The following is a 12,610-nucleotide window of genomic DNA, read 5'->3' as shown; positions in this document are numbered from 1 at the left end:
CATGGGGAGAAGAAACAAAAAAGCCGCTATGAAAGCGACTTTTTATCGAAGTGAATATTATTAGCTAAAGCTAACAGAACGACGTTCTTTATTTTCACTGTCACGGCGAGGGGCGCGTTTATCAGCACTTGGGCGCTTACGGTCACCACCACGGTCATTACGACGCTCAGAACCACCTTGGTCAGCACTGTGTGTGCTCTTAGTCAACTTCATAGGACGTTTACAAATAACAACGTTATTGAAGTGGTTCAATACATCACTTGGCATGTTTTGAGGTAACTGCACGGTGCTGTGCTCGTTAAATAAACGGATATCACCAATAAACTTGCTAGAGATATCTGCTTCGTTCGCAATGGCACCAACAATGTTCTTAACCTGAACACCATGATCACGACCTACTTCGATACGGTACGTATCCATAGGGCCTTGACTGCTATTACGAGGACCACGTTCTGAGCGCTCACGACCTTGACCATTACGTTCACGGCCTTGACCATTGCGTTCACGACCTTGACGGTCATTACGTTCGCCACGACGGTTGTCACGACGGTCATCACGGTCACGACGCTCACGCTGTTGAATTTTAATATCTTCAACTTTCAGAGGTGTTTGTTGTTGTGCCAAGCAAAGCATTGCACCAGCAAGGTCTTCTTGAGAAAGTTCAAGCTTTTCTGCAAGTCCTGCGGCAACTTCATTGAAGAAGTTAATATCTTTATGTTCAAGCGCATTCGTTAGCTTAGTTTGAAGTGCAGCGATGCGCTTTTCTTCAACGACTTGTGCACTTGGCAATTCAACTTCTGCAATTTCTGATTTGGTGTGTTTCATGATGTTACGTAGTAAGTAACGCTCATTATGTTTCACAAATAAGATGGCTTTACCTGTACGACCAGCACGACCAGTACGGCCAATACGGTGAACATAAGCTTCACTGTCTTGTGGAATATCGTAGTTGATAACTAAGCTTAAGCGATCTACATCCAGACCACGAGCAGCAACGTCAGTTGCGATAACGATGTCTAGTAAGCCACTCTTAAGGCGCTCAACAGTGCGCTCACGCGCTTGTTGGTTCATGTCACCATTAAGTGGTGCAGCAGAAAAACCTTGCTGCTCAAGTAGCTCAGCAAGTTGAACTGTATCGTTACGAGTACGAACGAACACAATTGCACCTTCATACTGTTCAGCTTCTAAAAAGCGAACAATCGCTTTGTTTTTGTGTACGCTTGCACGCCAAAAAACCTGCTCTACAGATGATACTGTTGAGTTGCGAGCTGAGATATGAACTTGCTCAGCATTATCTAAGTACTTAGAACAGATAGATTGTATTTGCTTAGGCATTGTTGCTGAGAACAAACAAGTTTGCTTGTTTTCAGGTGTCTTTTCCATGATGTTTTCTACATCATCGATAAAGCCCATGCGCAACATTTCATCAGCTTCATCTAATACTAACGCTTTAAGATCAGATAAGTTGATTGTTTTACGGTTAATATGGTCAATTAAGCGGCCTGGCGTAGCAACAATAATTTGTGCTCCACGGCGTAAAGCACTTAGTTGGATACCATAGCTTTGTCCACCATAAAGTGCGAGTACTTCAACACCTTTGGTAAATTTAGCATATTGTTCAAACGCTTCAGCCACCTGAATGGCTAGTTCGCGAGTTGGTGTTAACACCAAGATTTGTGGCTGTTTCGTAGCCGGGTCAATATTGTTTAATAATGGTAATGCAAATGCTGCAGTTTTACCTGTACCCGTCTGCGCTAGTCCCAGTACGTCCTTTCTTTCTAGCAATAACGGTATACATTGAGCTTGGATCTCAGATGGTGTCTTATATCCTTGCTCTTCGACTGCTTTTAAAATTGCAGGAGAAAGATCTAAAGATTTAAACGTAACTGGTTCTGACATTAATGCGCCTCAACGATTTTAAAGAGGCGCGCATTGTATAGGAAAAGACTAGCAAATGCTTGTATAAATTAGAACTAATTTATATGTGCTTGATGTTGTATGTTTTTTAATCAACCTTGTTTGAGGTATTTAACATCAGGTTTACGAACTCCCTAATTTTGCTTGATGTGCGGTAAGTTCGTAACTTTTAATTATACAGGCCTAACTCTGCTTTAGCATAGGCTTCAAAATCGGTAAATCCACCAATGTGTGTCTGACCAATGAAAATTTGAGGTACGGTAGGGCAGGGTTTCCCTGCTGACTTTTCTAAATCCGCTTTGCTGACGTTTTCTTTAATAATATCGACGTAGCGATAGGTAAAGTCGTCACGTTCATTTTTTAAGCGCTCTGCTACTTCTTTAGCTCGGACACAAAATGGGCAGCCATCACGGCCAAAAATCACTGTAAACATAGCTTCATACTCTCTTATGTAAATTCTGTTGACTTGGATACAGTGTAAGGCTTTTCCATAAATGTGGAAGGCAGTTTTATCGATAGGCGCAATCGGTTTTATGAATTTGCCGTAATAGTAAATGTGTCAGGGTATTGAGATTAAAACCCTGACACGGTAGTCATGCTAGATGCCTAAATTAAAATGTGACGCTAAAGCCAATAGAAGGGCGTATTTCAAAGTCGTCTCCCTCTTCTTCAATATAAAGGTCGTTTACCGACTTAACTCGGTCATAATCTAGGTCGATACTGCTGACATTTTTTTGCCCATACGCATTCATCAATTCAAGTATTAATTTACCATCTAAGCCGAATACTTCTGTTTTACGCTCAAAACGAATATCTAGGCGATGATATAAGTCATGCCGCTCGGAGAATGCATCACCGTAGACAGGTAGAAAGCGGTTATCAAAGTCAGGGTTTTCACGGACACCGACAATCGGCGTATAAGCTTGGCCACTGCGTGCTGTAAAGTTGAATCCACCTTGCCATAATTCATTGATTTCATACTGTAACACAGCATTAAATACCACTGGCGTATCTGCATAATAGTCTTTGGTAATATGGTGGCGAGTATCGGTCCGCTCACTTTTTGCATAGCTAAGAGAAATCCAACCATACCAATTGTCCGTTTTGTTCTTGTTAATTAGTAAGTCTAACCCATATGCTTGACCTTCAACTTGGTTACTATAAAGAAGGTGTGCATCTTGCGCGTGTACGTCAATGGCCAACGGTAAGTTGGTCATTGTTTTATAATACCCCTCTAAAGACCATGACCATTCGTTGGGTAGTTGTTGACTAAATCCTAAAGTTGCATGGTTAGCAGTTTGAGATTTAAGATTAGGATTACCAACATCTGGGGCGATATGATCAATATCTTGCATTCGGTTATATCGGCCCAATTTGGCAGATATGGTGCTTTGATCACTTACGTAATAATTTATCGCCAGCCGGGGAGATACAAAACTTTCATCGGTGTACTTATTGTGTTGCCATTGACCACCTAATTCAGTTTGCCATTTGTCTCCTATTTGCCAGACGTGTGTCAATCCGATAAAACCGGAGTCGACCCCAAACTTCTGCTTGCCAGTAATACGTTCACCTTTCTTTATGTCACAATCAGGGTCAAGTTCTGTGCAGAGGTATTGAAAAGAGTCATAGCTGTATGTTGTTTCATTGTCAAAATAAGCCATATCAGTAATTAGCCGATGTTGTTTGTTAATTCGGTAGTTTAATTGGGCTTTGTAAGTAAATTGTTTTTCTGACTCTTGCTCAAAAAAACCGTTACTTAAGCTAGCACGTTTACCATACTCCAGCCGGCCTGAGTGATCTAAGGCGCCAACCGCAACTCTTAAATGAAAACGTTTGTTGTAATGATCCCAGAGTAAATTTTGACTATTGAACTCTCGGATATATACGGCATCACCTTGGAATTCGGGGGTCTTTTGTGCTAATTGGGCTCGCTCATTAAAGCCTGCAGCTGCAGAATCTTCAGCGCCTGTGAAATTGAAAGTAAGTGTATTATTGTTATTGATATCCCATAGCCATTTTCCCTGATAGTCATGGTCATCCGGTGCCTCATTAATGGTTACCCCTGAAGGTTTTCCATCATCATCTTCAAGCTCCTCGCCCTTGGGAAAAAATAAGGGTAATGTACTTTTTCGAGCAGAGAAGTAAAAGGCGGTATTGTCGGTTGCTTGGCCTTCGACAAAAATACCAGCATTAAACATGGTGAAGTCAAGAGTTGTTGTAATGGGTTGGTACTTTGGATTACGTAAAGTCACATCGAACACGGCACCGGTGGCATTACTATACCCTGTACCATACCCAGCAGAGTAGAGTTGGAAATCTTGAATTATGTGGCGGTTGAAAATGGAACTGCCAAAATCGTGAAAAATATATCCGGCAGGCATAAAATCGACTTCAAATATATTATCACTTGGGGATGAACCGCGTACCGCAGGTTCACTCATCGAGCCTCCAGCAGCAACTACTCCAGGTAAAGAGAATACCGCACGTAACGGGTCACCCATTGCACCAGGCATAGTGACTAGTTTTTCAGTGTTTTCGGTTATTTCACTGGTAACACTACTGCGTTTATAAAATACTTCGATATGCTCCATAGAAGCTTGGTCGGCTTCGGCCGCGTAACTTGGGAGTGCCATACATATGACGATGGGGGAAAGCGCAAGTGAGAGCTTAGCATTCGTTACTTTGAACATTATTTTGGTCCCTGTGCAAAAAGTGAATCAACAATGAATATCAGCAGCAGTGTAACCAAATGGAGTGTATAAGTGTTTTAGGTTTGGGTAAGAAACTGTAGAGTGTTGCTACAGTTTCTTACAGTCTGATTTTAATACCGAGTTCACTAGAGTAACCGACAGAGCGCTCTACCACTTTGAGGTTTTCATCAATTACATAGTACGTTGGGTAAGCCTTTACTTTGAAGTTTTGTGCGGTAGTACTATCGCCCAGTAAGATAGGCATTGATAAACTTAACGCTTCAGAGAATTGGTGAACACTCTGTATATCTGGATAATCAAGTGCTATTGCAATGGCATTGAGCTCGTTATTTTTATAGAGCTTATCTAGGTTTGGCATACTGTATTTACAGATGCTGCACCAAGGTGCGAAAAAATACACAACAGTTTGTTCTCCTTTAATAGATGTTAAGTCAATCCGTTGTTGCGGATCATCGAGCTTGGGTAAAGAGAAGAAAGGCGCGCTCGTTTTTCCATTTTCTTTTAACATACCAAGTTCTTGATATGTCGATACTGCGGTGAACGTAAAAACTAATAAACCTAATTGTATTATATATTTGAGCATAGTTATGTGAGTAGTTGAGTTAGGGGCAGCTTAATATACAAAGACCAGCTAACACTACTTGTTTATTCATTCAAAAAACCGAAAAATGTAACAGAATATTGCGAAGTTGGGGGCAGACACTCAATATGGGCGCAGTGACTATGTGATTGAGCAAAAGTGAAATACATAACTTCTGCTCACCCCATAGTACTGTCATTACTCCCCTAAATAACGTTTTGCTTTTTGAGGTTTAAGTTTTTCTAAGTCGACTAAGACTAATCCGTCTATACAGTTATTAAAATCTGGGTCAATACTAAAACTTAAAAAGTTAGCTCCTTCATAGTCACAAATTTCAGTATATTGCTTGAATAGCGTGGGAACTTGAGCCCCCATATTGGCGAGAATATGTTTGAGCTCTGCAAAATCTTCTTTGATGTCTGAACCATGAAATAAACTTTTATAATGCGTCATTTGTGCATTTGATAAGGTGTATTCATTATTCGGCTGGGCATGATTTGCTAGGCGCGAAAAGTAATGTTGATAATGGTAAACCAACATAGCTTTTGCTTCATCAGGTAAAGAGTTTGATAAACTGACAGCACCAAAAAGATAACGATGCTCTGGGTAGCGTTTTACAAAAGCACCGATGCCATACCAAAGGTAATCAAGGCTTTTCCTACCCCAATACTTTGGTTGCACAAAACTTCGGCCTAACTCTAAGCCTCGTTCAAAGTATGGGTGCATTTTTTCAGTATAACTAAACAGGCTGTCGGTATATAAACCTTGCTGACCGTGCTCTTCGATTATGTGTTTAGCACTGGCAAGGCGATAAGCACCAACTAACTCTAGTTGCTCGGTATCCCACAGGACTAAATGCTGATAATGCATATCATATCGGTCTATATCGCGTCTTTTCCCACTGCCTTCACCCACTGCACGAAATGCAATCTCTCGAAGTCGACCGAGTTCTCTAAAAATAACGGAGCTTCCTTGGTAATTGTATAAGTAGATTTGCATTCCATCTTGGGTTTGACCCAACAACTCACAGGTTTCTATGGCTTTTTTTAACTCTTTTTTACACTCAGGGACCGCGATCGGGGTCTGCGTCTTCAGCGGTACTGATTTTTTGCTATTGAGTCGGTAAAGCTGTTTTCGAATGAGACTGACAATTTCTTTATCTTTTAAATTCTCAATTAAGTAAGATTCAGGCGGGATACTCGCGCCAATTTCAAACTCTAATGATTTTTGGCGTTGCTTAAACATTTCTTTTACTAAAAGCAAACTTGCTAGAGGCTTGTAAATAAGGGAAGTGCCGTAAAACAGCGGACTATTCTTGGCTTTTATAAAAATTGGCAAGATTGGGCAGTTCGCTTTTTTAGCTATGCGCAAAAAACCAGAGTTCCATTTGCAATCTTTTATACCGGTGGCACTTAATCTAGATACTTCACCTGCTGGGAATATCAGTAATGCACCCTCTTGATTTAGGTGTTGCTGAATATTGGCAAGTTCAGTACGACGGCTGGTTCCAGATAAGTTATCGACAGGTAACAGTAACGAATGCATAGGTGTAACCGACATAAGCATTCGATTGGCAACGACTTTTAGGTCTGGCCGCACTTTGGCTATAACACGGATCAGCGCTAATGCATCTAAGGAGCCAATAGGGTGGTTTGCGACAATGACAATGCTACCTTCACTTGGAATATGTTCTATCTGTTTTGGCTTATATCGGGCGTCAAAATCGAGTTCATCTAGAACTTGTTCTACAAACTCAATTCCCTGCAAGTGCGGGTATGCATCAGCAAAAGCAATGAATTCTTGTTCGTGGAGTAAATAGCCTAACCCTTTTTTTACTAAGCCTTTCACTTTTGGGGAGTTTTCAAGTTGTGGTAAATTTGCTTCGATGACTTTATCGACACTGATCATTGTGAACTCTCGTTGTGTACACTGTAAGCACAGAGTAAAAACATCTTGTTACAACCTTGTTGCAATGTTCTGGCAGTTATATGACAGTTGTCATATCTGACACACTATGAATAAAAGGGGGGTTTGATTACAATAAAATTTTGTTAATCAGAGAGAGGGTGACATGTCAGTACTTGTGTGTGTTGAAGGCCGAGACAATACGAAATTAATGCAAAATCTACGAACTTCTTTACCAGGTGTCGAAATACATGAATGGCCCAATTGTTCAAATTTAGACAAGGTACAGTTTGTAATAGCTTGGAATGCCCCAGAATCAATCTGGGATCGACTGCCAAATTTACAAGTGGTGCAGTCTTATGGTGCAGGCGTAGATGGCATCGCATTACAGCGAATTCCAGAGCACGTAGAGGTAACACGTATTGTTGATACTGATTTGGCTGATGATATGGCTGAGTATATTCTGGGTCATGTAATGGCGCACAAGTTACGAATACGTGAGTATGCACATAAGCAATATCAAACGGTTTGGAAACCTAAGCGTGCTTTCAAGCATAATCATATTGGCATTTTAGGGTTAGGGGAGTTGGGGCAAGTTGCAGCTAGGAAACTTAAAGCGAATGATTTCTCAGTGAGCGCATGGTCCAGAACGAAAAAAAATATTAGTGGTATCAATTGTTTTGCAGGTATCGATGAACTCCAGACATTTTTACTTGAACTCGATTATTTGGTGTGCTTATTACCATTGACCGGTGAAACGACGGGTATTTTAAATCGAAAAGTGTTTGAGCAACTACCAAACCATTGCATATTGATAAATGTTGCGCGGGGAGAGCATCTTATTGAAGAAGACTTACTCTGGGCATTAGATAACCAAAAACTAGCTGGAGCAACACTTGACGTGTTTAATCATGAGCCGCTCGAAAGTGGACATGCTTTTTGGCAACATCCATTAATTACATTGACGCCTCATTGCGCTGCAGTGACGAGTATGAGTTCTGTGTGTGAGCAGATAGTTTACAATATTACTGCTTGCATCAATAAAAATGCATTAATGAATACGGTAGACAAGCATTTAGGCTATTGATGCCGTTACAATAAAATTAATTTGCTGTATAAAAAAACAGCTTGAGAGAATTGATTACATTCAGTAATGTGGTGTGATCAAATATAATAATAATAAGGTGTAGGTGATGAAGAGTAATCATAGTGGGGTGAAATTATCATTAGTTGTATTATCGATTGTGCTGCTAGGTGTTTCTGCTTTATTTACTCAAGCTACATGACGGAATAAATAGGCATTGAGCGTTAAGTGGTAATGACTTAACGCTTTGCATAGATTTCTTTGGTTTGTGTTTTTTGTTCGTCATTTTTTTTCAGTAATACGTATGTTGAACCGCTTCCACCATGACAACGCAGTGCAGAATGAAAGCACAATACTTGCGGCACTTCTTGTAACCACTTATTAATGTAGCTCTTTAAGATTGCTGGGGTTGGTTTGCTTTTTAGCCCAATACCATGGCGCAACAATAACACTCTAATATTATTGTTATGGCAATCGAGGATAAATTCAAAAAGCGTCTTTCTTGCTTCATTGAAGCGTTTGCCATGTAAGTCAATTGTGGCATCGATCTGGTATTTCCCTAAGCGCAGCTTTTTAAATACGCCTTCTTGTACACCTTGTCGTTTGAATGTCATTAAATCGTATGGGTCAAGTAAATCCACATACTCTGTAGAGAGGAAGTTAACATCAAACGCTGATTCTTGCGCAGCAGCTTTACGCTTCTCTAATTGAGAAATTGTCGGCTGGGCTTTTATTTTGTTTAACTCAGCCTGATTGTCATGAGCTAAAGGTGTTACATCTCCCATTGATGCTAAAAATAGCTCTTCATCTGTCATAGCCATACAAAACCCTTGAGTAGGTGAGTATGGCTAGGATTCTAACGTAGTTCAGAAGACTTGACTACTGACTTAGATTTAGTTGTCCGAATGTATACACTTTAAATAGATAAAATGTATTAATTAATATGAGGCTTAAATTAGAAACAACACTGGTATTTACCAAGTCCAGACTAAACGAAAGAAACAACAGGCTACATGCTGCTACTGCGGCAACACGTAATAAAGTTAAATGATTGATAAAAAAGGCGCCAAAGCCTAGTAATAGCAAGATGGTGTTTAAGAGCCAGTTGAACTCGTTGGGCATGGTCTGTTTGGTTTTCCATAGTTGATTAAAGGAGCGCCATTATGGTGATCCTTTAATCATGCATCAAGCGATTATTTTTATATATTTCAGATTAGTTTTTTTAATCTAAAATAAGTTTAAGAAGTGCGGGAATAACCCCTTTTTGTTCTATGACTTGGTATCTTTGACAAGTTGATGGGTTATTTTTATCAACGCATAAGTAAAGAATGTTTTGATGTAATGCAGATCGGGGGTGAAGTTTTGAGTCTAAAAGGACAGGATCATACCCAGGCAAACCTGACCAGTAGATACTTTGTGCGACTAACCCTAACTTTTCGTAAGTTATCAGTTGAGGTTTAGGAAAAAGAATAATGAGTAACGTCACAAGCGATAAACCGACCCATATTTTTTTCTTACTCTTAACGTTGGAAGAGGGGACGTCTGAAGTGATAGACGTTTGTGCTGAAGGCGTTGGTGCTTTGTTTTTCTTTGCAGGTTTACGGGTTGATTGTTTTCGCTGCGTTTGCCCGAGTAAAGATTGTTTTTTTGCTTGCTTTGACATACCTGTGTATGGCCTTTTGGTTGCAGGACTCTATAATAGATCTATTATGTTTATAATAGCTTATTTTAGTTTGGCAGCCTACGGGAAAGGATAATGGAACAGCAAATCTCAATTTTAATAGTCGATGATGTAGGAACAGTTCGTAGTTTTTTGCACCAAACACTCATGCATTTAGGTATTGACCACGTTAGGGAGGCGTCTACCGCAACCCAGTGTATCAAGGCCTGTGAAGAACAGCACTTTGATATTGTATTTTTGGATATTGAATTGCCTGATGGTGATGGAAAGGAAATTATTGCCCAGCTAAATCAAATTAATGCTGATATTAATGTCGTTATGGTATCTGCGCATTCAACCGTAGATAATGTTAAAGATGCGATTGAGCGAGGGGCGAAGGGGTTTGTGGTTAAACCTTTCTCACCAAAGAAAATTGCGGCAATGTTGAAGAAGTTTTATCCAGAACTTGAGTTAACTTAAATACCGGGTACAAAAAAACCGACTTTCGTCGGTTTTTTAATTCACAATAAAATCAAAGATTATAGAGCTTTGATTTTTGCATTTAAACGGCTCTTATGACGAGCTGCTTTATTTTTGTGAATTAGACCTTTAGCTGCGTAACGGTCTAGAATTGGTGTAGCGGCAGCGAAAGCTTCAGTTGCAGCTTCTTTATTACCAGCTTCAATAGCAACTAGTACTTTTTTGAAGTAAGTACGCATCATTGAACGACGGCTTGCGTTGTGTTGACGACGTTTTTCGCTAGTGATAGCGCGTTTTTTTGCAGACTTGATGTTAGCCAAGGTGTGCTCCTAACAATCTTAAAATAAGCTTAATTTAATGGCCGAGGAATATGCCTGTTTTATTGGCAAAAGTCAACATATATTGACCACCACGACCTTTGTCTCTTCGTAATTGTAACCTGTAGTGACGAAAACCTTGGCTTTTAGCGTTTGGCGATCAACTTTAACAGGCACATGAACCACAAAAATACGGTGTGAGTTTCTCGCATCCAGTGATTAATGCCCGTAGTGTATCAAACCTTGATTCTTACACCTAGTGTTAGATATAGAAATTTTTCTAATTCAGGCAAAGCTCAAGTTGATGATATCAAATAAGCAAAAGACTATGGCATAATTTACGTGTTTTTTATTTTTGGAGTTAAATGTGGCGAAGGGGTTGTTTAAATCAGGCATGATAGTAAGCGCCATGACGATGATTTCAAGGGTTATGGGCTTAATTCGAGATGCAGTAGTTGCTAATTTACTTGGAGCTGGATTAGCTGCTGATGTATTCTTATTTGCTAACAGAATCCCTAACTTTTTGCGTCGGCTATTTGCGGAAGGAGCGTTTGCACAAGCGTTTGTCCCAGTGCTATCTGAAATTAAAGAGCAGCATGGTGATGATAAAGTAAGGGTATTTGTTGGCCAAGCAGCGGGAACATTAGGCACAATTTTACTGTGTGTTACGTTAGTTGGGGTCATTGGCTCTCCAATAATTACGGCGTTGTTTGGGACGGGTTGGTTTATCGATTGGTGGCATGGTGGAGAAAACGCTGAAAAGTTTGAACTTGCCAGTACATTGTTAAAGTTTACTTTCCCCTACTTATTTTTTGTTAGTTTAGTTGCATTAAGTGGTGCGATACTTAATGTATACAATCGCTTTGCAGCTGCAGCATTTACACCTGTACTTCTTAACATTGCAATTATTGGCTGTGCTATTTTATTGCATGACATGTTTGAAAATGGTGCGTATGCGTTAGCAATTGGGGTATTTGTCGGTGGTTTGGCTCAGCTACTCTTTCAAATCCCATTTCTGTTTCGATTAGGAATGTTGCAAAAGCCGACCTTTGCATGGCATTCACCGGAAGTAACAAAAGTACGAAAACTGATGCTGCCAGCAATGTTTGGTGTCTCTATTAGCCAAATTAACTTGCTATTAGATACGGTAATAGCGTCGCTTTTGGTTACAGGGTCTATTGCATGGCTGTATTACTCAGACCGTTTAATTGAGTTTCCATTAGGCTTGTTTGGTATTGGGATCGCCACGGTGATTTTACCAGCCTTATCAAAGTTGCATGCTAATGACGCGGTGGACGATTTTCAAGTTACCTTAGATTGGGGTGTGCGTTTTGTGCTCTTCTTAGGTTTCCCAGCAATGGCTGGGCTAATGGTAATAAGCCCCCTAATTATCACTGTTCTGTTTGATCATGGTGCATTTTCCGACACAGAGATAGATCATGTTAAGGCTGTGAGCCTTGGCGTTGTGGCTTACTCGGTTGGGCTTGTGAGCTTTATGTTGATCAAAGTACTTGCGCCCGGATTTTATGCACGCCAAGACACCAAAACACCAGTGAAAATAGGTATCGTCACGCTGGTATTAAATATGCTATTTAATATTGCTCTGGCTCCATTTATTGGCTATTTGGGGCTGGCATTGGCAACATCACTTTCAGCCAGTTGCAATGCTTATCTTTTATATCGAAAGTTGAAACTACAGGGGGTATTCGTGATGTCGAACTTTACACTCTGGTTTGCGGCCAAATGTATCGTATCAGCGAGTATAATGGCCGGGTGCGTATGGTATGTAAGTAGTAAATACTTATGGCATACATGGTTACTGCCTGAACAAGTCATGCTACTGGTTGGGTTGCTGGTGTTGGCGATGTTTGTTTATTTCCTTCTGATGTTTGTATTTGGTGTCAGGCTAAGCACGATAAAAGATGTGCGTGCTTAATCATGCAGAAGTTCGCA

Annotated in this window: 12 protein-coding genes; 3 read left to right on the top strand and 9 right to left on the bottom strand. The window is 40.3% G+C overall.

Annotated features, from left to right (window positions below):
* Positions 1-60: 60 nt before the first annotated feature.
* The 5 genes from J8L97_RS01470 to J8L97_RS01450 all read right to left on the bottom strand — a co-directional run bounded on the left by J8L97_RS01470 (position 61) and on the right by J8L97_RS01450 (position 7,119).
* Positions 61-1,899 (bottom strand): DEAD/DEAH box helicase, encoded by a 1,839-nt coding sequence (locus J8L97_RS01470; RefSeq protein ID WP_210996089.1) that lies wholly within the window; start codon positions 1,897-1,899, stop codon positions 61-63.
* 187 nt (positions 1,900-2,086) lie between these two features.
* The gene (locus tag J8L97_RS01465; RefSeq protein WP_192506714.1) at positions 2,087-2,350 is read right to left on the bottom strand and encodes a GrxA family glutaredoxin; all 264 of its coding nucleotides are present in this window, start codon (positions 2,348-2,350) and stop codon (positions 2,087-2,089) included.
* Positions 2,351-2,528: 178 nt separating this feature from the next.
* Positions 2,529-4,610, bottom strand: a complete 2,082-nt coding sequence (locus tag J8L97_RS01460) for a TonB-dependent siderophore receptor (RefSeq protein ID WP_211047609.1) — start codon at positions 4,608-4,610, stop codon at positions 2,529-2,531.
* Between the two features lie 118 nt (positions 4,611-4,728).
* Positions 4,729-5,139 carry a TlpA family protein disulfide reductase gene (locus J8L97_RS01455; RefSeq protein ID WP_225738291.1) on the bottom strand — a complete coding sequence of 137 codons (411 nt, stop codon included), beginning with the start codon at positions 5,137-5,139 and terminating at the stop codon, positions 4,729-4,731.
* A 270-nt stretch (positions 5,140-5,409) separates the two neighbouring features.
* Positions 5,410-7,119: a GNAT family N-acyltransferase gene (locus J8L97_RS01450; protein ID WP_211047608.1), complete on the bottom strand. Its 1,710-nt coding sequence runs from the start codon at positions 7,117-7,119 to the stop codon at positions 5,410-5,412.
* A 163-nt stretch (positions 7,120-7,282) separates the two neighbouring features.
* Here J8L97_RS01450 and J8L97_RS01445 point away from each other — a divergent pair, with 163 nt between their 5' ends.
* On the top strand, positions 7,283-8,203 hold the full coding sequence (locus J8L97_RS01445; RefSeq protein WP_211047607.1) for a glyoxylate/hydroxypyruvate reductase A: 921 nt from the start codon (positions 7,283-7,285) through the stop codon (positions 8,201-8,203).
* A gap of 236 nt (positions 8,204-8,439) precedes the next feature.
* Here the strand turns inward: J8L97_RS01445 and smrA are convergent, their stop codons facing one another.
* The 3 genes from smrA to J8L97_RS01435 all read right to left on the bottom strand — a co-directional run bounded on the left by smrA (position 8,440) and on the right by J8L97_RS01435 (position 9,863).
* Positions 8,440-9,021, bottom strand: coding sequence for a DNA endonuclease SmrA (gene smrA, locus J8L97_RS01440; RefSeq protein WP_211047606.1), 582 nt, complete (start codon positions 9,019-9,021; stop codon positions 8,440-8,442).
* A gap of 58 nt (positions 9,022-9,079) precedes the next feature.
* Entirely contained in the window at positions 9,080-9,322 is a 243-nt protein-coding gene (locus J8L97_RS23345; protein ID WP_225738292.1) for a hypothetical protein, read from the bottom strand.
* A 100-nt stretch (positions 9,323-9,422) separates the two neighbouring features.
* Complete coding sequence (locus J8L97_RS01435; protein ID WP_211047605.1) at positions 9,423-9,863, bottom strand: hypothetical protein; 441 nt, start codon at positions 9,861-9,863, stop codon at positions 9,423-9,425.
* Between the two features lie 93 nt (positions 9,864-9,956).
* Here J8L97_RS01435 and J8L97_RS01430 point away from each other — a divergent pair, with 93 nt between their 5' ends.
* Entirely contained in the window at positions 9,957-10,340 is a 384-nt protein-coding gene (locus tag J8L97_RS01430; protein ID WP_010362280.1) for a response regulator, read from the top strand.
* A 59-nt stretch (positions 10,341-10,399) separates the two neighbouring features.
* Here J8L97_RS01430 and rpsT read toward each other — a convergent pair whose 3' ends face one another.
* Entirely contained in the window at positions 10,400-10,660 is a 261-nt protein-coding gene (gene rpsT, locus J8L97_RS01425) for a 30S ribosomal protein S20 (protein WP_010362279.1), read from the bottom strand.
* A 364-nt stretch (positions 10,661-11,024) separates the two neighbouring features.
* Here rpsT and murJ point away from each other — a divergent pair, with 364 nt between their 5' ends.
* The gene (gene murJ / locus J8L97_RS01420) at positions 11,025-12,593 is read left to right on the top strand and encodes a murein biosynthesis integral membrane protein MurJ (RefSeq protein WP_312037106.1); all 1,569 of its coding nucleotides are present in this window, start codon (positions 11,025-11,027) and stop codon (positions 12,591-12,593) included.
* Positions 12,594-12,610: the final 17 nt, after the last annotated feature.

Source organism: Pseudoalteromonas sp. MMG012, assembly GCF_018100875.1.
GTDB classification, from domain to species: Bacteria; Pseudomonadota; Gammaproteobacteria; order Enterobacterales; family Alteromonadaceae; genus Pseudoalteromonas; species Pseudoalteromonas aurantia.
The sequence above is the reverse complement of the archived record's forward strand: the minus strand, read 5'-3'. Positions and strand labels throughout refer to the sequence as shown.